This window comes from Acetobacterium sp. K1/6, from assembly GCF_034438075.1.
GTDB classification, from domain to species: domain Bacteria; phylum Bacillota; class Clostridia; order Eubacteriales; family Eubacteriaceae; genus Acetobacterium; species Acetobacterium carbinolicum.
The window spans coordinates 167,246-189,251 of record NZ_JAXQGA010000006.1; the positions used below are offsets into that span (position 1 = coordinate 167,246).

The 22,006-nt window shown below is 42.5% G+C and carries 18 protein-coding genes, 1 riboswitch and 1 other annotated feature; of the genes, 15 read left to right on the forward strand and 3 right to left on the reverse strand.

The window, feature by feature from the left end:
• Window positions 1–20 precede the first annotated feature (20 nt).
• The 4 genes from uvrA to U2P91_RS07435 all read left to right on the forward strand — a co-directional run bounded on the left by uvrA (window position 21) and on the right by U2P91_RS07435 (window position 5,848).
• Window positions 21–2,828: an excinuclease ABC subunit UvrA gene (uvrA, locus tag U2P91_RS07420; RefSeq protein WP_322519337.1), complete on the forward strand. Its 2,808-nt coding sequence runs from the start codon at window positions 21–23 to the stop codon at window positions 2,826–2,828.
• A gap of 454 nt (window positions 2,829–3,282) precedes the next feature.
• Window positions 3,283–3,507: a FeoA family protein gene (locus U2P91_RS07425; protein ID WP_111887673.1), complete on the forward strand. Its 225-nt coding sequence runs from the start codon at window positions 3,283–3,285 to the stop codon at window positions 3,505–3,507.
• An 86-nt stretch (window positions 3,508–3,593) separates the two neighbouring features.
• Window positions 3,594–5,615 carry a ferrous iron transport protein B gene (gene feoB, locus U2P91_RS07430; RefSeq protein ID WP_322519338.1) on the forward strand — a complete coding sequence of 674 codons (2,022 nt, stop codon included), beginning with the start codon at window positions 3,594–3,596 and terminating at the stop codon, window positions 5,613–5,615.
• A 53-nt stretch (window positions 5,616–5,668) separates the two neighbouring features.
• On the forward strand, window positions 5,669–5,848 hold the full coding sequence (locus U2P91_RS07435) for a FeoB-associated Cys-rich membrane protein (protein WP_111887671.1): 180 nt from the start codon (window positions 5,669–5,671) through the stop codon (window positions 5,846–5,848).
• An 80-nt stretch (window positions 5,849–5,928) separates the two neighbouring features.
• Here the strand turns inward: U2P91_RS07435 and U2P91_RS07440 are convergent, their stop codons facing one another.
• Together U2P91_RS07440 and U2P91_RS07445 are read right to left on the reverse strand one after the other, a co-directional pair.
• Window positions 5,929–6,129: a cold-shock protein gene (locus U2P91_RS07440; RefSeq protein ID WP_014356887.1), complete on the reverse strand. Its 201-nt coding sequence runs from the start codon at window positions 6,127–6,129 to the stop codon at window positions 5,929–5,931.
• Window positions 6,130–6,434: 305 nt separating this feature from the next.
• Window positions 6,435–6,683 (reverse strand): hypothetical protein, encoded by a 249-nt coding sequence (locus tag U2P91_RS07445; RefSeq protein ID WP_111887670.1) that lies wholly within the window; start codon window positions 6,681–6,683, stop codon window positions 6,435–6,437.
• A gap of 118 nt (window positions 6,684–6,801) precedes the next feature.
• Here U2P91_RS07445 and uvrC point away from each other — a divergent pair, with 118 nt between their 5' ends.
• From uvrC to U2P91_RS07475, 6 genes are all read left to right on the forward strand, one after another.
• On the forward strand, window positions 6,802–8,640 hold the full coding sequence (gene uvrC, locus U2P91_RS07450; RefSeq protein ID WP_322519339.1) for an excinuclease ABC subunit UvrC: 1,839 nt from the start codon (window positions 6,802–6,804) through the stop codon (window positions 8,638–8,640).
• An 87-nt stretch (window positions 8,641–8,727) separates the two neighbouring features.
• Window positions 8,728–9,681 carry an HPr(Ser) kinase/phosphatase gene (gene hprK / locus U2P91_RS07455; protein WP_242988629.1) on the forward strand — a complete coding sequence of 318 codons (954 nt, stop codon included), beginning with the start codon at window positions 8,728–8,730 and terminating at the stop codon, window positions 9,679–9,681.
• A gap of 58 nt (window positions 9,682–9,739) precedes the next feature.
• Window positions 9,740–10,507: a phosphatase gene (locus tag U2P91_RS07460; RefSeq protein WP_322519340.1), complete on the forward strand. Its 768-nt coding sequence runs from the start codon at window positions 9,740–9,742 to the stop codon at window positions 10,505–10,507.
• Between the two features lie 48 nt (window positions 10,508–10,555).
• Complete coding sequence (locus U2P91_RS07465) at window positions 10,556–11,431, forward strand: DegV family protein (protein WP_322519341.1); 876 nt, start codon at window positions 10,556–10,558, stop codon at window positions 11,429–11,431.
• A 59-nt stretch (window positions 11,432–11,490) separates the two neighbouring features.
• The gene (gene prfA / locus U2P91_RS07470; protein ID WP_111887665.1) at window positions 11,491–12,561 is read left to right on the forward strand and encodes a peptide chain release factor 1; all 1,071 of its coding nucleotides are present in this window, start codon (window positions 11,491–11,493) and stop codon (window positions 12,559–12,561) included.
• Between the two features lie 267 nt (window positions 12,562–12,828).
• Window positions 12,829–13,218, forward strand: coding sequence for a 4Fe-4S binding protein (locus U2P91_RS07475; protein ID WP_111887664.1), 390 nt, complete (start codon window positions 12,829–12,831; stop codon window positions 13,216–13,218).
• 299 nt (window positions 13,219–13,517) lie between these two features.
• Here U2P91_RS07475 and U2P91_RS07480 read toward each other — a convergent pair whose 3' ends face one another.
• Window positions 13,518–14,912, reverse strand: a complete 1,395-nt coding sequence (locus U2P91_RS07480; RefSeq protein WP_322519342.1) for a glycine--tRNA ligase — start codon at window positions 14,910–14,912, stop codon at window positions 13,518–13,520.
• A gap of 63 nt (window positions 14,913–14,975) precedes the next feature.
• Window positions 14,976–15,191 (reverse strand) — a binding site (T-box leader).
• A 443-nt stretch (window positions 15,192–15,634) separates the two neighbouring features.
• Here U2P91_RS07480 and U2P91_RS07485 point away from each other — a divergent pair.
• The 5 genes from U2P91_RS07485 (at window position 15,635) to U2P91_RS07505 (ending at window position 21,947) form a co-directional block, all read left to right on the forward strand.
• Complete coding sequence (locus tag U2P91_RS07485; protein ID WP_111887662.1) at window positions 15,635–17,371, forward strand: Na/Pi cotransporter family protein; 1,737 nt, start codon at window positions 15,635–15,637, stop codon at window positions 17,369–17,371.
• A gap of 131 nt (window positions 17,372–17,502) precedes the next feature.
• Window positions 17,503–17,587: riboswitch (cyclic di-GMP riboswitch) on the forward strand.
• Window positions 17,588–17,891: 304 nt separating this feature from the next.
• Complete coding sequence (locus U2P91_RS07490; RefSeq protein WP_322519343.1) at window positions 17,892–19,451, forward strand: flagellar hook-length control protein FliK; 1,560 nt, start codon at window positions 17,892–17,894, stop codon at window positions 19,449–19,451.
• Window positions 19,452–19,475: 24 nt separating this feature from the next.
• Window positions 19,476–19,898: a flagellar hook capping FlgD N-terminal domain-containing protein gene (locus U2P91_RS07495; RefSeq protein ID WP_322519344.1), complete on the forward strand. Its 423-nt coding sequence runs from the start codon at window positions 19,476–19,478 to the stop codon at window positions 19,896–19,898.
• A 48-nt stretch (window positions 19,899–19,946) separates the two neighbouring features.
• Window positions 19,947–20,354, forward strand: a complete 408-nt coding sequence (locus U2P91_RS07500; RefSeq protein ID WP_322519345.1) for a TIGR02530 family flagellar biosynthesis protein — start codon at window positions 19,947–19,949, stop codon at window positions 20,352–20,354.
• A gap of 72 nt (window positions 20,355–20,426) precedes the next feature.
• Window positions 20,427–21,947 carry a flagellar hook-basal body complex protein gene (locus tag U2P91_RS07505; protein WP_322519346.1) on the forward strand — a complete coding sequence of 507 codons (1,521 nt, stop codon included), beginning with the start codon at window positions 20,427–20,429 and terminating at the stop codon, window positions 21,945–21,947.
• Window positions 21,948–22,006: the final 59 nt, after the last annotated feature.

Here is a 22,006-nt window from a genome sequence, read left to right on the forward strand (position 1 = left end):
TGACAAAAATAAGGAGAAACATGAAGTACATCGAAATAAAAGGTGCTAAGGAGCACAATTTAAAAAACATAAACCTAAAAATCCCCCGGGATCAGCTCGTCGTCTTTACTGGGCTCAGCGGATCGGGGAAGTCGTCGCTGGCCTTTGATACGATTTACGCCGAAGGACAGCGCCGTTACATGGAGTCCCTCTCCTCCTATGCCCGGCAGTTTTTGGGCCAGTCTCAAAAACCCAATGTGGAGAGCATTGACGGTTTGTCTCCGGCGATATCGATTGACCAGAAAACGACCAATCGTAATCCCCGCTCCACCGTTGGCACAGTTACCGAGATTTATGATTATCTGCGGTTGCTCTACGCCCGGATTGGGATTCCCCATTGCCCCAAATGCGGAAAAGTGGTGGAATCCCAGTCCGTCGATCAGATTGTTGATCGGATCATGACCCTTCCGGAAAAAACAAAATTCCAGATCCTGGCACCAGTTGTTAGGCGGGAAAAGGGGCAGCACAAAAAAACCATTGATCACATCAAAAAAGAAGGGTTCGTTCGGATCATTGTCGATGGCGAGCCGATGGAAGTCACCGACGAAATCAATCTGGATAAAAATAAGAAGCATACCATCGAAGTGGTGGTGGATCGTCTGGTCGCCAAGGATAACCTCGGAAAACGGCTCTCCGATTCATTAGAAATTGCCCTGAAACTTTCCGGTGGACTGGTCATTTGTGATGTGATCGGCGGTGAACAGGAGCTTTTCAGTGAAAAACTGGCCTGTGCCGATTGTGGCATTGCCATGGATGCCTTGGAACCGCGCACCTTTTCCTTTAATAATCCTTTTGGCATGTGTCCGGATTGCCATGGCCTGGGCTTTCATCAGGAAGTCGATCCGGATTTACTGATCCCCGATAAAAGCTTGTCTATTTCGAGTGGGGCGATCAAATTTTTTGGATTAAAAAGTGATTCCAAATACTATTATAATTTAATCAAGGCACTGGCCGAAAAGCATCGGTTTTCGATTGAGACACCGCTGGAAGAGGCCAGTGAGGCATTTTTGCATGCCCTCTTATACGGCAGTGATGAGGTGTTAGAAATTGCCTATGAAGGCAAGTTTTCGGGAACCTATAGCTCAACCTTTGAGGGGCTCATTAAAAATATGGAACGGCGCTATCTGGAAACCACCTCCGAACGGATGCGGTCGCTAATTGAGCGCTATATGTCAGAAACACCTTGTCCTACCTGTCACGGGAAGCGGCTAAACCCTGGCAGTCTGGCCGTAACCATTCATGACCGCAACATTATTGAAATCACCGATATGTCGATTGGCCTGTTGATTGATTTTTTCAAAAATCTGAAAATGACCGAGCGGGAAATGCTAATTGGTGAGTCGATTTTTAGAGAAATAAATGCCCGGCTGAATTTTCTAAAAAATGTCGGGCTGGAATATTTAACCCTATCCCGGAACGCTGGCACCTTGTCTGGCGGTGAGTCCCAACGGATCCGCTTGGCCACCCAGATTGGCTCGGGTCTGGTGGGGGTTCTCTATGTCCTGGACGAACCCAGTATCGGACTGCATCAACGGGATAATCAGAGACTCTTAGAAACATTGCGGCGGTTAACCGATTTGGGAAATTCGCTGATTGTGGTCGAACATGACGAAGAAACCATGGAAGCCGCTGATTATATTGTCGATATTGGCCCCGGTCCCGGGGTTCACGGCGGCGAAATCGTTGCTCAGGGCAGTTTGGAAGAAATCATGGCAGTTCCCGAGTCTGTTACCGGTCAGTATTTCAGTGGTCGGCGGTTTATCCCAATCCCGGAAAAGCGACGGGAAGGCACTGGCGACACGATTAAAATTATTGGTGCCCGGGAAAATAATTTAAAAAATCTGGATGTTGATTTCCCACTGGGGAAATTTATCTGTGTGACCGGTGTTTCCGGATCGGGGAAAAGTACCCTGATCAATGAAATTTTATACAAAGGGATTTCTCAAAAGCTCTACCGCAGTTTGAGAAAACCGGGGAAATATACTCATATCCAGGGTGTCGAATTCATTGACAAGGTCATTGATATCGATCAGTCTCCAATTGGCCGAACCCCTCGCTCCAATCCGGCCACCTACACCGGCGTGTTTGATCTGGTGCGAGATCTTTTTGCCAAAACCCCGGAAGCCAAAGCCAGAGGTTATCAGAAGGGGCGGTTTAGTTTTAATGTCAAGGGTGGTCGCTGCGAAAAATGCAGCGGCGACGGGATCATCAAAATTGAAATGCACTTTCTGCCAGATGTCTATGTTCCCTGTGAGGTCTGTGGAGGCAAGCGCTATAATCGGGAAACACTGGAAGTCAAATACAAGGGCAAAAATATTGCCGATGTACTGGAGATGACCGTGGAAGAAGCCCTGGAATTTTTTAACAATATTCCCAAAATCAAAGATAAGCTCCAAACCTTATACGACGTGGGTCTCAGTTATGTGCGCCTGGGCCAGCCCTCAACTCAGCTATCGGGGGGAGAAGCCCAACGGGTTAAACTGGCGACGGAATTAAGCAAACGCAATACCGGGAAAACCCTCTATGTACTGGACGAGCCGACCACCGGTTTGCATATTGCCGATGTCCATCAACTGATTACCGTGATCCAGCGATTGGCTGACAGTGGCAGCACGGTAGTTGTTATCGAGCACCAGTTGGATATGATCAAGGTGGCCGACCACATTATCGATCTGGGTCCGGAAGGCGGCGACGGCGGCGGCACCATCATCGCCATTGGAACCCCGGAAGAAATCGCCCAGGTCCCTGAATCTTACACCGGCCAGTATCTCAAAAAAATACTACCGTGATCGAATAAAAGATACCCCGTACCGACCATTGTTACATCATGTTGTACGCATCAAGGCAGACCTGGCGATAGCCTGTCCGAGCTTGTGGCGAACAACAGATTAACAATTGGTCGGTACAGTATTTTCCGCCGATATTAAGTAGGGACGATCCGTGATCGCCCGCACACTGCACAATTATAGTCAATTTGAAAAATCCTTTAAGCCAAAACGTATATCTCAAGAAAGCAGATTTCAGCTTTCTTTTTTGATGTGTTTAAATAAAACTTAAAGCCATAAAAAGTTTTAGTCTCTAATTGACAATGAGTTTCAATTAGAGTATAATAAAACTAACAAAAAAGAAAGTCATCATTAACAATTGGTTGGCACGGGAGTTTTTCAACAACCGCAGTCATCATTAGCTAATTTTGGCAGATTCCATTTATGAATTTAAACCATATGAATAGAAGGTGTGCTTATGTTTACTTTGAAAGATTTAAGACCAGGCCAAAAAGCCTGCGTTGGCTCGATCGCCGTTGAAGGATTAATGCGACGTAAACTTATGGATATGGGTGTAACACCAGGTGTAGAGATAGAAGTTAACAAAACGGCGCCATTTGGGGATCCCATCGAAGTTCGTTTAAGGGGATATTCCCTCAGCCTCCGAAAAAAAGATGCTGAAAATATTTTAATGGTTCAGTAATAAACCAGAAACCACCTGTATAGGTGGTTTCGTTGTTTATAATATTCATCAGGACAGTCTGACATCTATGGAAATGAGGAGTAAAAATGAAATATAAGATCGCATTGGTGGGCAACCCTAACTCAGGGAAGACCACACTTTTTAATTGTCTCACGGGCAGTAATCTCTATGTCGGAAATTGGCCCGGTGTAACGGTTGAAAAAAAAGAAGGAGACTTAAGAGACACCGATAAGGAGATCACCTTAGTGGATTTGCCGGGTATTTATTCGCTGGCGCCTTATTCCATGGATGAGATTGTGTCCCGTAATTTTTTGTTGGAAGAACAGCCGGATCTGATCATCAATATAATTGACGCCTCCAATATCGAGCGAAATCTTTATTTAAGCACCCAACTGATGGAGCTGAATTGTCCCATGGTCGGCGCTTTAAACATGATGGATGTGGTTAAAAAGACCGGGGTGGAAATTGACGTCCGAGAGATGGAAAAGATCTTTGGCTATCCTTTTATTGAAATATCGGCCCAAAAAGAAACGGGCATTGACGAATTGATCAAACTGGTTGAAAAAACGGTTGGTATTAAAAAATTAAAAGACTTTCCCGAGATTTTTCCCGCGGAGATAAGGGACTTATTCAATGAATTTGATAATTTGATTGGAAGTAAGTATCCAGACGTTTTGTCAGATTATCCCCACCTTTTTCGGGCGATCAAACTCATTGAAAAAGATGAAGAAGTGTTGCTAAAGATCCATGAAAACATCGATTTGTTAAAAGATATTGATGATATCAGAAAGAAAATAGAGACCGTGTCTCATCATGATGTTGATAGTGCGATTGCTGATTATCGATATCGCTTTATTACCGAAGGGATCACCAGGGCCACTAAAAAGACGAAAGATAATGCCATTCAATTTCAGGAGAAACTGGATAAAGTCTTGATGAATCGGTATGCAGCGCTACCGATATTCTTTTTCTTTATGTTTGTTATCTATTATGTCTCAATCACTCTGGTAGGGGAGATTACCATCGGTGGCATCGAGTGGTTTATCAATGATGTGTTGATGGTTGCGGTTGAAAGAGGTTTGGGTAGTCTTGGTGCTGCGGGCTGGATCATCGCCCTTATTAATGATGGCATTATTACCGGAGTTGGTGCGGTACTGACCTTTATTCCCCAACTGGTGGTGCTCTTTGTTTTTATTTCGATTCTGGAAGACAGTGGCTATATGGCAAGGGTTGCCTTTATTATGGACCGGATTTTCAGACATTTTGGGTTATCGGGAAAATCATTTATCCCCATGGTAGTGGGGTTGGGATGTTCGGTTCCCGGAATTATGGCGACCCGGACCCTGGAAAATGAACGGGAACGCAAGCTAACGGCGGTATTGACGCCATTCATTTCCTGCGGTGCCAAAATGCCAATTTATGTCTTGATGGCTTCGGTGTTTTTCGCGCAGTATCAGACAGTGCTGGTTTTTTCACTCTATCTGGTCAGCTTAACCGTGGTTTTCACCTCAGGATTTGTGCTTTCAAAAACCTGGTTTAAGGGTGCTGATTCCGGTTACCTACTGGAAATTCCGCCATTACGATTGCCAAAGCTCAAAAATACAGCGACTCAGGTTTGGCAACGGACGAAAGAATTTATCGTTCGGGCCGGTACCATTATCTTTGCAGCATCGGTGGTACTGTGGTTTTTACAAAGCTTTGATCTAAGCTTTCAGATGACCCAAACGCCAGACGAAAGTATTTTAGCGATGTTTGGCAAAATCATCGCTCCGATTTTTGTGCCCTTGGGTTTTGGCAATTGGGTAGCTTCCGTGGCTTTACTGACGGGTGTTACAGCCAAAGAAATGATTATCAGCACCATGAGTGTTCTTTTATCGGGACAGGATGGCAGTTTCACTGTTGCCATCAGTCAGGTTTTTACCCCGGTATCTGCCTATAGTTTTGTCGTCTTTATTTTATTGGCATCACCTTGTATGGCAGCCATTGCCACGATGAAAAAGGAATTGGGAAACTGGCGGGATTTTATTTTCGCCCTGGTTTATCAAATTGGTTTGGCTTATGGGGTTGCCTTTGTGATTTATCAAGTTGGCAGTCGGATTGTGGGTTGAAATTAAACCGATTATATTCAATGCATTATAGATAGAAGAAAGAAGGAAAAAAGATGATTACCTGGATTCTGGCAGCATTAATTTTAGGTGCGGCAGGCTATGTTATATTTAAGAAAGTAAGAAAAATGAAATCAGGCGATTTTTCCTGTGAAGGCTGCAAAGGCGGCGACAACTGCCCGGGCTGCCATGTCAGCAATAAAGCGCCAGTGGAAGATCATAAAAAAAACAATTGATAGTAGATAATTGTCGGTACGGTAGTCAAAAACCAAAAAGCCCCACCAGCAAAGCTGGTGGGGCTTTAAAAAAGACTTAATTATGCAATAAAAACGTTTGTCGCCTGTAAGCCACGGTCCGTTTTTTCGGTATCAAAAGTTACGCGTTGTCCTTCAACAAGGTTTTTACGACCATCAGCAATAATTGCTGAGAAGTGTACAAATACATCTTCGCCGCCATCGACTGAAATAAAACCAAATCCTTTTTCCTCGTTAAACCATTTTACTGTACCATTATTCATTTTAGGTACCTCCTAGATATTATTATAAATCGTGATGCAAAAACAAAAAACACATATTTTTGCAAATCATCTAAACGTAAAAATGACTTGCAAAAATATGTGAAATCAATAAATACACTTTAATTCCATTTCATTATACACCCAGCAAGGGTAGATGTCAAATTATTTAAAAAACACTTTAAATAGTTAAAGAAAAGATCGGCATTATTACGACCGCTTAGGAATAACAGGCTAAACACAAAGCCAAAATAGATCCATCTCAGGGATCGGGGTTGAGATGGATCAAAAAAAGCTGAACTCAAGGTTTATGTGGTACAATAATTGTTGAAATCAATGGACTCATATTTTCGTTTTAATAGCTCTTTAGCTTCCTTTAAGACTTCCTTCTCCGAAAGCGGAAGTCTTATCTCACGTATTTCGATGATTTTAAAGGGGTTGTCTTTAATTGATTTTGTCAGAGTAAATCCACCATAAATTTTCGGAACAATCTTCACTTCAAAATTGCCGAAAGAAATCAGGGTGTTATGACCATCTGTAGTTATTTTTTCAAACATGGTAACACTTCCTTTCTGTATAATAATCTGATGTTTAAAAAAGTATTATTATTATACCAAAATTAGGTGGCGAATAAACAAAAAATTCCAAAAAAATATTTATTTAAGGTTGACCAGTATGTATGATAAAGAAAAATTAAAAGATCTGCCCCAAAACCCCGGGGTCTATATCATGAGAAACAAAAATAGCGAGATTATTTATGTGGGTAAAGCCATTAATCTGCGCAATCGGGTACGGCAGTATTTTCATAGTGCCAGTCAGTTAACCGCTAAAACGGTGGTTTTGGTATCTCATATCGAAACGATTGAGACGATTGTAACCGATTCGGAAATGGAAGCGCTGATTTTAGAATGTAATCTGATTAAGACGCATCATCCGCGCTATAATATTTTACTAAAAGATGATAAAAGCTATCCCTGGATACGGCTGACCGTCCAGGAAGAATATCCGCGGCTACTGATGACCCGGGAATACAAAAAAGACGGCGCCAAATACTTTGGTCCGTTTACCAGCTCCTATGCAGTAAAAAATACCATTGAAGCAATTTTAAAGATTTACCCGCTAAAAACCTGCAACCGTCAGGTTGCTTATGGAAAAAAGACCGGTCGGCCTTGTCTTAACTATCATATTGGTCAGTGTCAGGCACCCTGCCAGGGAAATGTGTCCAAAGAAAAGTATGCTAAAGATATTGCGTCAGTTTTGGATATTTTAAACGGCCGCCATCCCGATCTACTTAAAAATATCAATGATAAAATGACTGTTGCCGCCATGAATCAGAATTATGAAGAAGCGGCTAAATACCGCGATCAGATTTCCGGCATTGCGCATATCGTTGAAAAGCAGAAAATCAGCTCCAGTGCTAAACAGGATCAGGACTTTATCGGTTTTGCCAAAAGTGATGGATTGGGATGTGTCCAGGTTTTTCATGTACGAGAAGGCAAGCTGATGGGGCGGGATCATTTCTTTCTTGAAGAAGTTGAGGGTGTGAGTTCAAGAGAAGTACAAGAAAGTTTTGTTAAACAGTATTATGCCAGCTGCGGGTTTATTCCCCGGGAGATTATTTTAAAAGAGCCATTGGAAGATAAAAAAGTTATTGAAGAATGGCTGGGGGATCTGGCTGGTAAAAAAATTGAGGTTCACGCACCAAAGCGGGGACAAAAAATAAAAATGCTGGAAATGGTGACCGACAACGCTGACCTGGCACTTAAACAGAAATTACTGGAAAAGCGAGAAAAAGAGATCCGCTCCAAAAGCCGTTTGGATGGATTACAGGATTTATTGGGATTGGCGCAGCGTCCCGTTCGGATTGAGGCTTATGATATTTCTAATATCAGCGGCACCAATAACGTTGGCGGAATGGTGGTTTTTGACGAGGGTAAACTAAATCGGAAAGCCTGTCGTCGCTTTAAAATTAAATCGGTGGAAGGTCAGAACGATTATGCCAGCATGCAAGAAATGATCTTCAGACGGATGGAACGGGCCATGAAAGCCCCGGAAGGCAATAATTTCTTGCCATTACCGGAAGTGATGATGATCGATGGCGGTGTCGGTCACGTGAATGCGGCACAGAGTATTGTTTCTTTATATCCAACCGTTGCGATTGAGGTGTGTGGATTGGTCAAAGATGATCACCATCGGCTGCGGGGGATTTTTCATCAAGGTACCGAATATCCGATCAAAAAAGCGACCCCACTCGGGGTTTTTCTATCCGAAATTTCGGAAGAGGTCCATCGCTATACCCTGGGCTATCATCAGATTTTAAGAAAAAAAGAAATGCTGGTCTCCCAGCTTGAGGAAATCCCCGGCGTCGGAAAAAAACGTCGCGAAGCCTTAATGGCTTACTTTGGCCAAGTGGATAAAATCAAAAAAGCTACCATCGAAGAACTACAGTCAGTCCCCGGGATGCAGATTAAAACGGCCCAGGCCGTATTTGAACATTTTCGCAACAAGTCGTGAAAAAAACTTTTAACAACGGAAACTTTGAGGTAGAATAACTTGAGTAAACTAATTAGTAGTAAATCAATGAAAAGAGATAACAAAAGAATGAATGGGAAAGTAAATTTAGACGATTTTTGTAAAGATATCAAACTTGAAAAAATTTATTATCAGTCAGCGGATTTGAACCTGGTCAACAGTGGGATCAATCGTCCGGGATTACAGCTTCATGGGTACTATGAGCATTTTGATTCGAATCGGGTGCAGGTGATTGGTAAGGTGGAAGTTTCCTATCTGCTGGATCTGGATCCTGAGGTTCGCGAGAAAAAGATCGACGATTTTTTTTCCTATGAATTTCCCTGCTTTATTGTATGTTGGGATTTGGAGGAGACTCATCTGTTTGAAGATGCGGCCAGGAAATACGGACGGACCCTGTTAAAAAGTAAGGAAAATACGACCACATTGTTTTATGATCTGGTTAACTATATTGATCAGTTGTCAGCACCACGGATCAGTTTGCACGGGGTATTAGTCGAGGTTTTTGGAGTCGGTGTGTTGATTACCGGGCCCAGTGGCATTGGCAAAAGTGAAACGGCATTAGAAATTGTCAAGCGTGGTCATTGTCTCATCGCGGATGATGTGGTTGAGGTGAAACGGATCCGAGACGGTCATTTAATGGGAACAGCCCCGGTACTGCTCGAACATTTTATGGAAATTCGGGGAATTGGTATCATAGACGTTAAAACCCTTTATGGTGCCAGAGCCGTTAAAAGAGATGTTGAAATTGACATGGTCATCCGTCTGGAAAATTGGGATGAACGATCACCCTATGATCGCCTGGGTCTGGATGAACAAACGCTGGATATCTTGGGGGTCGAAATTCCGGAAGTGATGATCCCCGTTTCAGGCGGCAGAAATTTGGCCTGCATCATCGAAACGGCGGCGATCAACAATCGTACCAAACAGTATGGTTATCACTCAGCCCAGGTCTTTTGCGACCGTGTCGCTCACCAGAATGATCTCGACACACAAAAACGGGAGCTACAGAAAAAACAGGATTAATCAAATCGGCTAGATGTTTGAGCGTTGACGAACCGTCAATTGAGAAGGAGAAAATAACATGAGAAATTACGTTTTAGATGCCCACACCCATACCATTGCCTGCGGACATGCCTACAATACTATCCTGGAGTTAGTTGATGCCGCCGCAAAAAAGAATTTGGAGATGATCTGCATCACCGAACATGGTCCGGCTTTACCGGGAGCACCAACGCCTTTGTTCTTTGCCAATTATCGGGTGATTCCCGGAAAAATAAACAATGTCAGAGTCCTCAAAGGAATCGAGAGCAACATCATGGACGCCGACGGAAATACCGATATCCCGATGGATTTTATTAAATCTCTGGAAATCATTTCGGCATCGCTCCACACTCCGACCTTTAAACCGCAGACAAAATCTGTCAATACCAGCGCCGTCCTGGGGGCTATTGCCAATCCCGATATTGACTTTATCTGTCATTTGGGGAATCCCACCTATGAGCTGGATTATGAAGCCATCCTTCAGGAGGCCAAAAAAAACAACACCCTGATTGAAATAAATAACGGTTCTTTCTTTATCAGAAGAGGTTCAAAACCCAACTGCGAATGGATTGCCAATCGCTGTAAAGAACTGGAAATACCGATTATCATTGGCAGTGATACCCACTTTGCGACCGATATTGGAGATTTCCCCTACGTTGATCAGGTTTTGGATGCGATTGATTTCCCCGACGAATTGATTATCAACCTGGATTACAATCGGTTAATTAATTATCTCGAAAGCAAGGGAAAGGTGTTGTTTGCTGATCCTCGCGATTATGCCCAAGAATTGTTTTTGAAAAATGACTAAACTGTGATAAAATGAGTTTCTTAAAATCAAGTAGGAAAGGACAGAAAAATGACGATAAAGATCATAACCGATTCTGCCTGTGATATAGAAAAAACGGATCAGCAAGAATTTAATATTGAAATCATGCCAGTTTATGTAGTCGAAAATGAAAAAACCTATCGTGACGGTATTGATATATCATCTGAAGAAGTTTGTGAGAATATGCGACAGGGTACACGTTATAAAACGTCTCAGATTCCTTACGGGGATTTTTATAAACGGTTTGAAGACTTAATCTTAGAAAATAAACCTTTTATTTATCTGGCTTTTTCCAGTGGACTGTCGGGAACCTATCAGGCTGCCGCGCTGGCGAAACGGGATTTAAGAGAAAAATATCCCGATGCGGTCTTTGAAGTCGTTGATACCAAAGCTGTCTGCTATGGACTGGGGCACATTGTCTATGGTGCCGCCAGAGTCGCTGCAGCAGGCTGTGACATGGAGACGCTGATCAAACAAATCAGCTACTATATTGATCATATCAAACATGTTTTCACGGTGACTGACCTTCAATACCTGTATCGGGGTGGCCGATTAAATAAGGGGACCGCCATCATCGGAAATATGCTGCATATCAATCCGTTGCTTGACGTAAACAAAAGTGGTGAACTTCAACAGATTGATAAGGTCAGAGGCGAAAAAAAACTGGTTAAGAAAATGGTGGATTACCTGGAAACAAACGGTGATCAGCTTGAGAAGCAAGTGATTGGTATTAGCCATGCCGATAATCCGGAGCTGGTGGAGCTATTTGTAAAAATGGCGGGTAAGCGATTAAATATCAAGCGGTTTAAAATCGTGCCATTAGGGCCAACTGTTTTAACCCACTCCGGACCCGGAACGCTGGCTGTTTTTTTCTTTGACGAATGGAAAGAAGCGTATCAGTTTTAATCATCGCAAGGCTGATATAAACAAATTCGAATTACTAATTAAAAAAATTAAGGAGTATTATGTTAGATAAGTTAGATTTTTTAGCCCAAAAATATGCTGATTTAAACGAAAAGATCAGCGACCCCGAGATCATTGGGGATCAAAATCAGTGGCGAAAGCTGATGAAAGAACAGTCCCACATTGAACCGATCATTCAAAAATACAATCAGTTCTCAGAGACCTTATCAGCCATTGACGATACCAAAGAAATGCTGGCCGATAAAGAATTGGAAAAAGATTTTAAAGAAATGGCTGAGGCGGAACTGGAGGAATTAACAAAAAAGAAGATCGAACAGGAAGAAGAATTAAGAATTTTACTGTTGCCCAAAGATGTTAATGATGACAAAAATGTTATTGTCGAAATTCGGGCTGGTGCCGGCGGCAGTGAGGCGGCCTTATTCGCTGGCGATCTCTTTCGAATGTTGACCCGTTATGCCGAACGTCAGGGTTGGAAAAGTGAAATTATGAGTTCCAGTATACCCGATATCGGGGGGATTAAGGAAATCATTTTTTCGATTGAAGGCAACGGGGTTTACAGTCGTCTGAAATATGAAAGCGGCGTTCATCGGGTGCAGCGAATCCCCAGTACTGAATCAGGCGGACGGATCCATACCTCAACCGCCACGGTAGCGGTCTTGCCGGAAGCCGAGGATGTTGAAATTGAAATTGGTGCGAATGACCTGAGGGTTGACGTGTACCGATCATCCGGTAATGGTGGCCAAAGTGTTAACACCACCGATTCCGCGGTTCGAATTACCCATATCCCCACCGGGATGGTGGTGACCTGTCAGGATGAGAAGTCGCAGCTTAAAAATAAAGACAAGGCGTTAAAAATATTAAAGGCCAGGCTTTACGAAATCGAACAGCAAAAACAGCAAAGTGAAATTGCCGAAAACCGCAAAAGTCAGGTTGGCACCGGGGACCGCAGTGAGCGCATCCGGACCTACAATTTCCCTCAGGGGCGAATTTCTGATCACCGCATCAACATGACTGTTTATCAACTGGAAGCTTTCCTGGATGGTGACATCGATGAAATGATCAATGCCCTGGTCACCAGTGACCAGGCCGAAAAACTTAAACAACATTCTTAAACGCGAATGAGCTTTCCAATTCTGGAGAGCTTTTTTAATGTCAGGAAATAATGGATAAAAATTTAACCGTATTTAGAAAGAATGCCAGCAGAGTACTAAGAAATAGTATCAGGGTTGGCTTTATTGTGGGGGCTGGGTGAGAAGTAGCTGTAAAAATTCCGTATTATGTTGACAATCATCGGCTTTAAAAGTAGAATAAAAATCAGTTGTTAAAATTTAAACAAAAATTTGATCATCTGATCAAATTGTCCTTAAGGAGGAGTAACAATGAAAAAAGTAATCGTAGCAGATCAGGCCGCATGTGTTAACTGTTTGACATGTGAACTAGCATGTTCAACCGCATTTTACAAGGAACCTGTTTCAGAATTGTCATGTGTTAAAATTACCACAAAAGATGATGGCAGTTTAAAAACATTGGTATGTGTACAATGTGGTAAATGTGCAAAAGTATGTGAAGCCGGTGCAATCACAAAAAATGCCAAAGGCGTCTTTATGATTAGTAAAAAACTATGTGTAAACTGCGGTAAATGTGTCGAAGCATGTCCATTCGGAGTGCTGGTTAAATCAGAAGACCGGGATGTTCCATCAAAATGTATTTCATGTGGAATCTGTGTTGAAGCATGTCCACAAAACGTATTGGCGATCAAAGAAGCCTAAGTCGTCTTTAAAAATTTATCACTTAAAAACCGCCCCTGTTCGAACGGGGGCGGTTTTTTTGTTATGATAATGAATTTTGGATAGGCGTACTGGAAACTCCGTACCGATCAATTATTAATCTGTTGTTTGCTGCGGAATCGGACACTGATAAGAAATTAAAAATTTCTTATCAGTCGTGGGCAGTCGCCAACTACAAGCCTGCTTGTGATTGGCTCGTTGCCTCCACGCAGGCTATCGCCATGTCCGCTCCGATGCAAACAACATGATGTAATAATTGTCGGTACTACTTAATTAGCAAATTAAAAATCAATCCGCTTAGCAATATAATCAACCACCTCAGCAATAGGAACCCGAACCTGATCCATAGTATCGCGGTCTCTTAGGGTGACACATTCGTCTTCCAGGGTGTCAAAATCTACAGTGACGCAGAACGGTGTGCCGATTTCGTCCTGGCGGCGGTAACGCTTGCCAATGCTACCCGCTTCATCATATTCAATCATAAAGTGTTTAGACAACAGGGTGAAAAGTTCTCCAGCCTTGTCGCTTAACTTTTTAGACAGTGGTAAAACTGCGGCCTTGTATGCCGAAAGGAAGGGATGAATCCGCATCACATTTCGTTCTTCAACTTTGTCACCATTGGTAATGGTTTCTTTTTCCATGGCATTGCAAAGGAAGGCCAGAAAAACCCGGTCGGCACCCAGGGAGGGCTCGATGCAATACGGGATATATTTATCGTTGGTAACCGGGTCGGTATATTTCATGTCTTTCCCGGAGTGATTCTGGTGCTGGGTTAAGTCGAAATCGGTACGGTCAGCAATCCCCCAAAGCTCGCCCCAGCCAAAAGGAAAGCGGAATTCCACATCGGTGGTGGCATTACTGTAATGGGATAGTTCTTCCTGATCATGATCCCGGAAACGGATATTTTCGTCCTTCATACCCAGGTCGAACAGCCATTTTTTACAGAAAGCTTTCCAGTAGTCAAACCATTCCAAATCCGTGCCAGGGGCACAGAAAAATTCCAGTTCCATTTGTTCAAATTCCCGGATTCGGAAAATGAAGTTCCCCGGCGTAATCTCATTACGGAAGGATTTACCGACCTGGGCAATCCCAAATGGTATTTTTTTACGGGTGGTGCGCTGAACATTTTTAAAATTGACAAAAATACCCTGGGCAGTTTCTGGCCGCAGGAAGATTTCGCTGGCGGTATCTTCATTGACACCCTGAAAGGTCTTAAACATCAGATTGAACTGGCGGATATCGGTAAAATCCATTTTTCCACATTCGGGACAGGCAATCTGATGTTCCTCAATAAAAGCCTTCATCTCGTCATTGGACCAGGCATCGACAATCACATCTTCGCCTTTTTCAAAGTAGTAATCGGCAATCAGCTTATCGGCACGGAAGCGCGACTGACAGGCTTTGCAATCCATCAACGGATCGTTAAAGCCACCCACGTGTCCGGAGGCGACCCAGGTTTTAGGGTTCATCAGGATAGCGGCATCCAGACCCACATTAAAAGGTGATTCCTGAACGAATTTTTTCCACCAGGCCTTTTTAACATTATTTTTCATTTCAACGCCGAGTGGGCCGTAATCCCAACTGTTGGCAAGACCATCATAAATTTCTGAACCGGGGAAGACAATTCCCCTCATTTTTGCGAGACTGACAATTTCAGCCATTGTAAATTCTGACATTTTTTCCTCCTGCTTAATTAAATTTTTAGTATCTAAACTAAAAAAACCGCCCCTTGCATTAAAACAAGGGACGGTATAACCGCGGTTCCACCCAAGTTGCTTGCCACTGCTGGCAAACCACCTTACTCTTATAACGATTTTCACGTCAACCACTTAATCGAAAGCAGTGGTTGCAGCTCAAAAAGTGCCACTCATAGGGTTTGATTACAGATCTTACACCATCATCTGCTCGCTTTTAAACCATTGGCCCTCTGATTATTCTTTTCTCAATGCCTTTGCTATTAAGTTAAGTACTTCTTAATAAATCCTAAACTAAGATGAAGAATATCAAAAAGACAAGCTGCTGTCAAGTTTAATTTTTAGCGGTCAAGTTTTAATTTCGATTCGGACAACATTGAAATGGGTTACAACGATAAACCAGGGTAACGATAATGTGCGTTTTGCCTCGATTTAAATAAATAATTCATAAAAAAAATGAAAAAAAAGATTCTCATTATGTAAACTTAGTGTTAAAATGTCGTTAACAAATGATTAAGGAAAAAGAAAAGCAAGAAAAGATAGTTATCCTGGTGAATCAAGAAAACGAAAAGATTAGGCCCACTATGGTCTAATCTTTAATTATGAAGGGCGACAATTTGGTTAATCCCAATTTTTTGAGGGTCGTCTAGTTTCTTCCTTGGCTGGAGTACTATCTTAATTTTTGATGTTTTTTGGAGGAAAAAATGACGTTAGAAATGCTGATTGGTCTCTTTGGAGGCTTGGGGTTATTCGTTTTTGGAATGCACATGATGAGCGACGGATTAAAAACGGTTGCTGGCACAAAGATGAAAAAACTTCTGGAAGTATTAACCAACAATAAGATTAAAGCCATCCTGGTTGGGACGGTTGTAACGATGATTGTCCAAAGTTCCAGTACCACCACGGTGATGGTGGTCGGCTTTGTTAACGCCGCCCTGATGACCTTGACCCAGGCAGCAGGAGTTATTTTAGGAGCTAATATTGGAACCACCGTCACGGCCCAGTTGATCGCGTTTAATGTCACTGAGTTGGCACCGATTTTTATTGGTATTGGTGCAATGATGGCTCTGTTTAGCACCAAGAAAAAGAATAAAGATCTGGGGAGTATTATTCTTGGTTTTGGGATTCTTTTCTATGGGATTGCGGCCATGTCAACGGCCATGAAACCGCTTAGAGAAAGTGAAGAATTTATTTACCTGCTCTCAACCTATGGAACAAATCCACTGCTTGGTGTGCTGATTGGAACCCTGATTACCGCTGTGATTCAAAGCAGTAGTGCTTCTATCGGTTTGCTCCAGGCGCTGGCCCTTTCTGGGGTTTTTGTCAGTATCGGGGGAACTGGAGCAATCCAGATTTGTTTACCGATTCTTATTGGTACTAATATTGGTACCTGCGTCACAGCATTGCTTTCCTGTATCGGAACCTCCACAGCAGCAAAAAAAGCAGCTTTTATCCATCTTTTTGTCAATATTTTCGGTGCTGTTTGGGTGATGATCTTATTAACCATCATGAATAATTTAGTGGCTGTCAATCCGGTTTATGAATTCATCGTTACTATTTCAGGCTCATTGATTAACGGTGGCGGTGATATGGTACCCAATGTGGCCCGTCAAATCGCGATGGCGCACACCCTTTTTAATGTTGCAAATACGATTGTATTACTCCCGATCATCGGCTATTTTGTTAGCTTTCTGGACCGCGTCTACCCGGAGAAAGAGGAAGACAAGGGGTTGCAGTTGGATGACCGGTTGTTTAATAATCCTTCCATTGCTTTGGGACAGGTGGTCAGAGAAACGAATCGACTGGCAAAAATGAGTTTTAAAAATTTCAGAGTCGCCTGCGAATCGATCATGGATGGCAATGAAAAACTGGTTGAAAAAATTGTTAAGCGGGAAGAACGTATTGATGAATTTCAACAGGGAATTGTCGAATATTCCGTTAAATTGTCCAATGAAAACATGTCAGAAGAAGAGAATGAACGCCTGGCTTTCATCCTTAAAGGAAGTCATGATTTAGAAAGAATTGGTGATCATGCCATGAATATTGGTGAATTGGCAGAAATGCGGGCCACCAATAAAATCGTCTTTAGTGATATTGCCAATCAAGAAGTGTTAAATTTAATCAGTTTAACTACCAATACGCTTCGGGATATGGTAGAATTAATGGAAACAGAAGAGACAGACCTGTGTTATAAGATTCTTGATGAAGAAGAAGAAATAGATGAAATGACTGAAAAATTAAAAGATGATCATATTCGCCGTCTTAATGAAGGAATCTGTAATCCTTATGCTGGTGTTATATTTCTGGACTTGTTAACAAACATTGAACGGGTTGGCGATCATGCCTCAAATATAGCCCATGGGATACTGGGATTGAAGCTTCATCAGGGGCTCATTTCCCAGCGCGAGTTTGACAGTGAAACAAAGGTTGAACACGCTTAGAATTAAAACGGATAAAGGGTGGACTTGACACCTGTAAGCACAGCTAAACCGCGGTTATTACAAGTTTTAAAGCTTTAAGGAAAGGATAATTTTTATTGACAGTTGGTCGTAGATGGAGTAATGTTATAACAACATAATATTGGCATACTTATTGAAAAGTAAGGGCGCAAAACTATAGGGTCTAAATACAGTGTTATATGACAGCCAGTTGCAAAAAAGTAATCACAAAATGTGATGACATTTAAAAGCAACGGCAGAGTCGTTGCTTTTTTGTTTGAATGGTTTAGGCATATCGTTTTGTGAGTACTTTGTTTTGAGATCAGTAGTTGAGATTACCCGGAAATTAAAAACACTTAAATGAGTTGCGTCGCATTAAAGTAGTGATATATAATAAAAAATAAATACGGTTATACCAGTCCGTTGGATTGTGATATAATACTCGAACACTTTATTGTGCTCGAGTTAGCTCCAAGACAATTATGTTTTGGTGAAGAATTAATTTAACGAAGGGAGGTAGACAATGAATTTAGAGTTTCAATCGGCAACAAAGCCGACACTCAATGGGGTTCGGGGGATTAGTAAAAATGCTGAGAACGCGTCAACCCAACACACAAAAGGCCAGGAAAGAAGCGCCCAGTTTAGAGATCTGCTTAATCAGTCAAAACAGGAAATCAAGCAGGCGGATCGTCAATTGGAGAAAACACGGGAAAATCGCAAAGCATCAGAGTCAACGGCACAAAGTAATCAACAGGAAAAAGAACAGTCGTTGTCAGATGTTAGTGAAGTTCGATCTGACGAGAGCCCATCTGGAAAAGTAGAGGAACTCAAGGATGAGGGAAGTCAGGTAAACGATTTGATACCAACACTTGATCCGTCTTTACTGATTGGCGTACAAAATGTTCAAGGTGACAAAAAGACAGCCGTAACGGGTCTTGGCCTGAACTTAGGGCAAGAAGAAACGACGCCAGCAGATCTTATCAGTCAAGAACAAGTGATTCCGTTAATCGACAGCAGTAAGAAAGCGCAAGATGTATCCGTTTTAAAAGGTGTTGCTGAGTTTGAGCAAATGGAAAATGTTAAGGTTTTGTCACAAAACCCCGACAAAGTAGAAAATCAGGAAACCGAAGACCTTTTAGAGGTATTAAGCGGGACCAAACCGGAGGTGGAAGTAACAAAAGAAGTGAGTAGTAAAGTTGATTTTTCACAACAACTCGTAGGTAAAACAAACCTAAACGATGACACAAAACAGCAGACTGCTCAAGGTATTGAACCAATGGAAGAGAATCAAATTGCGACAGAAAAAGCAGCTACCGTTATCAACGGAAAGGCCGATTCTGAACAGCAGACTGCTCAAGGTATTGAACCTAAGGAAGAGAATCAAATTGCGACAGAAAAAGCAGCTACCGTTGTCAACGGAAAGGCCGATTCTGATTTAGCAAAAGAGACGGGTTTGGAACAAACAAAAACAGTGGATGTTCAGAAAAGCGCAATCAACCAGACCGAAAACCAGAATCCCGGTGAACGCGGCGTTCAGGATCTTAGTTCAATGGGCGTCAGCTCAAATAAAGGACCTGAAGTTGGGCATAGTGCCAAGGTAGAGGTCGCGCAACAGGTCGAGCAGAAGATTATCCAGAATTTCGAACCAGCTAAACCAATGACATTACAGATGACACTGTCTCCGGATAACTTGGGTGATATTGATATTAAGCTGAGTTATAATCAGGGAAAACTCATTATTGACATTATGGCAGCAAGCAGCGAAACCCAAAAACTGTTGGGAAATCAAATCAATCAATTGGTGCGTGGCTTAGCTCTGCAAAATGTCCAGGTGGAAACGGTCCACTTGAATACACCAGTGGAAGCGACAGAAAATGGTGAAAGCATGGGTTCTCTTTTAAATGATGGCTCACAGTTTTCACAGCAGCAAAACAATGCACCCTTAAAAGAACAATTTTTAAGCAAAGGAACCATTCAAAATAATGCTTTTAGTAATGGTGCTCAAGACAGCAATGATGAACTGATTAGTCTAGCCCAGAATCTTCAGTACAATGGACAGCGAAGGATTAATTACTTAGTATAAAATGAGTATAAGGAGGAAAAAATCATGGCAATCGATGGAATTAACAATTATTTAAGTACGTCAGCAACAGCAGCAACAACGACAGCTGCGCAAACTAAAAAAGCGGGCACATCTCTGGATATGGATGACTTTTTAAAACTGATGGTCGCTCAGCTTCAGAATCAGGATATGAACAACACCGCCGATACATCCCAATATACCGCCCAGATGGCACAGTTTTCGATGGTTCAGGCATTAACGGAGCTTAATGAGATGACCAAAACGACGTATTCGATGAGTTTGATTGACAAAGATGTTATACTGGCGGAAAATGCTGCGGACGGTTCACTTCATGTTGTTGCAGGGACGGTACAAGGCGTTAATTTATATGATGGTGAAGCACAAGTTATTGTCAATGGTGTTTCATATCCAGTCAGCAGCATCATGGAAGTTGCTCAGGCAAAATAGAAGATTTAACAGCTTGATTTAACGGCCTGTTAATAAAGAGGTGATAAAATGGCAGACACAATCACTGGCAATTATTATCGCTTAAATGACGCAATAATTCGCCAGGCAGAAAAAATAAAAGATACCAGTCAGCAACAAGTGGTCAATGATTCGCAAAAAAGCGAAACCAGTTTCAAGGATCTGCTCGATTTGCAGATTAAAAACACCGTCACATTTACCAAACATGCCAGTATCAGAAAAGAACAGCGCAACATTGCAGTGACACAAACTGATCTGGAAAAATTGGGTGATGCCTGTGACAAAGCCCAGGAAAAAGGGATTGAGAATGCGCTAATTATGATGGATAACTCAGCATTTATTGTAAATGCAGCAGACAAACGGGTGATCACCGTCATGGACAAAAACGAAATGAAAAATAAACTATTCAATGATATTGATGGTGCCGTATTTATATAGTTGGACCTCGATGAGGAAACGATGAAGCTTTGACCGACAGATAAGCTTCAAACGGCACAGAAAGGATTACAAATGATCAGATCTTTATACTCAGGAATTTCAGGGATGGCTGCCCATCAAACCAAGCTAAACGTTATTGGTAATAATATTGCCAATGTAAATACTTATGGTTTCAAAGCCAGCCGCGTCGTCTTTAGCGATGTATTATATCAAAATTTATCAACCGCTACCGAAGCAACTGCCACCACTGGGGGTACAAATGCCAGTCAGTTGGGTTATGGCGCGAAGGTTGGTAGTATTGACATGCTTAATAGCATTTCATCCGGGGCATCTACTGGCCGAGCATTGGATGTCTATATTGCCGGCGAAGGTTATTTGGTTGTGCAGCCGACGGTTGGCGCCAACCGTTATACTCGGGTTGGTAATTTAAAATTTGATGCCGAAGGTAATCTGACCGATGGCTCTGGAAGCAAAGTTATGGGAATCGGCCTGGATGCTGATGGTAACCCTGTTTTAAACCCCAATGGTACATTAGGGATTGAAGAACTGAAGGCAATTAATGTTGACCCGGCAGAACTGGAAAAATACACTGGTATTACCATTGGTAAGTCCGGTGAGATCACTGGGATTAAAGCCGGCGATCCGGAATTCACAAAAGCGGCAGGAATTAGCTGGTTAAACGGGATAGTGCTTCCGGCGGATTCTAATTATACTGGCAATGTTCAACTGGCAGTTGGTGAAATGGTGTTTATTGATCCAGATCCGGCAACGACGCCTGAAATTGCCGCACTTACACTAGCGCCAACGGCAAATATTTTAAGCACGTTGACATTGACAAAAACTGGAGATGTCTATTCATTGGCGGGTGGTCTTACTGACAAAGAAGGTGTTGAACTTGATAATCCAGCCGGATCTGGGAATTATGGAGCAGCAACAGTATCTTCATCAGGCATCCTGACATTTGAGAATCTACCGGGACTTAAGATCGACACAACGAAGTTAATTGGTGATCCGACCGATCCGGCAGGGCTGGAACTAGGCACGATCGATCTAGATGGGTATACGTCGGTGGTGGCTACCGTAAAGAATCAGGGTGGAGTAACAGAATACCTAAGAACGCCACAAGGTACTGATATTGATTTTGATCCTACCACAGATAGCAGTGTACTCCTTACAAGTACAACTGGTGGTACACTTACCCTTAACGTAGAGCCAACTGCTTTCGACGCAATTGTCCAGGATTTAGCTACAAATCCGATCGAAGATAGTATAATTGGTAAAGTGGAAACTGGCAGTGACAAACCCGTTACCTTAGGTTACCTGGCCCTTGCAAAATTTGCCAACACTGACGGATTACTTCAAGATGGCAACGGCTATTTCATGGAATCCGCCAACTCCGGCGAACCGATTGCTGCAAAAGCCGGCACCAACGGCACTGGCGGGACTGAGTCAGCGAACTTGGAAATGTCAAATGTCGATTTGTCTCAGGAATTTACCGACATGATTGTCGCCCAACGTGGTTTCCAGGCAAACTCCAGAATTATCACGGTTTCTGATTCTATTCTGGAAGAATTGATTAATTTAAAACGATAGTTTAAATACTAATTGTTCACCCGAAGGAGAAAACTCCTTCGGGTAGAACTTTTTATCCT

What these genes read in the sequence shown, in the direction of transcription:
- uvrA (WP_322519337.1), top strand. Translation starts at nt 21, where the DNA reads ATGAAGTACATCGAAATAAAAGGTGCTAAGGAGCACAATTTAAAAAAC.
- U2P91_RS07475 (WP_111887664.1), top strand. Translation starts at nt 12,829, where the DNA reads ATGAAAAAAGTAATCGTAGCAGATCAGGCCGCATGTGTTAACTGTTTG.
- U2P91_RS07465 (WP_322519341.1), top strand. Translation starts at nt 10,556, where the DNA reads ATGACGATAAAGATCATAACCGATTCTGCCTGTGATATAGAAAAAACG.
- U2P91_RS07460 (WP_322519340.1), top strand. Translation starts at nt 9,740, where the DNA reads ATGAGAAATTACGTTTTAGATGCCCACACCCATACCATTGCCTGCGGA.
- U2P91_RS07485 (WP_111887662.1), top strand. Translation starts at nt 15,635, where the DNA reads ATGACGTTAGAAATGCTGATTGGTCTCTTTGGAGGCTTGGGGTTATTC.
- U2P91_RS07445 (WP_111887670.1), bottom strand. Translation starts at nt 6,683, where the DNA reads ATGTTTGAAAAAATAACTACAGATGGTCATAACACCCTGATTTCTTTC.
- U2P91_RS07505 (WP_322519346.1), top strand. Translation starts at nt 20,427, where the DNA reads ATGATCAGATCTTTATACTCAGGAATTTCAGGGATGGCTGCCCATCAA.
- U2P91_RS07490 (WP_322519343.1), top strand. Translation starts at nt 17,892, where the DNA reads ATGAATTTAGAGTTTCAATCGGCAACAAAGCCGACACTCAATGGGGTT.
- hprK (WP_242988629.1), top strand. Translation starts at nt 8,728, where the DNA reads ATGAATGGGAAAGTAAATTTAGACGATTTTTGTAAAGATATCAAACTT.
- feoB (WP_322519338.1), top strand. Translation starts at nt 3,594, where the DNA reads ATGAAATATAAGATCGCATTGGTGGGCAACCCTAACTCAGGGAAGACC.
- U2P91_RS07440 (WP_014356887.1), bottom strand. Translation starts at nt 6,129, where the DNA reads ATGAATAATGGTACAGTAAAATGGTTTAACGAGGAAAAAGGATTTGGT.
- prfA (WP_111887665.1), top strand. Translation starts at nt 11,491, where the DNA reads ATGTTAGATAAGTTAGATTTTTTAGCCCAAAAATATGCTGATTTAAAC.
- U2P91_RS07480 (WP_322519342.1), bottom strand. Translation starts at nt 14,912, where the DNA reads ATGTCAGAATTTACAATGGCTGAAATTGTCAGTCTCGCAAAAATGAGG.
- U2P91_RS07435 (WP_111887671.1), top strand. Translation starts at nt 5,669, where the DNA reads ATGATTACCTGGATTCTGGCAGCATTAATTTTAGGTGCGGCAGGCTAT.
- U2P91_RS07425 (WP_111887673.1), top strand. Translation starts at nt 3,283, where the DNA reads ATGTTTACTTTGAAAGATTTAAGACCAGGCCAAAAAGCCTGCGTTGGC.
- U2P91_RS07495 (WP_322519344.1), top strand. Translation starts at nt 19,476, where the DNA reads ATGGCAATCGATGGAATTAACAATTATTTAAGTACGTCAGCAACAGCA.
- U2P91_RS07500 (WP_322519345.1), top strand. Translation starts at nt 19,947, where the DNA reads ATGGCAGACACAATCACTGGCAATTATTATCGCTTAAATGACGCAATA.
- uvrC (WP_322519339.1), top strand. Translation starts at nt 6,802, where the DNA reads ATGTATGATAAAGAAAAATTAAAAGATCTGCCCCAAAACCCCGGGGTC.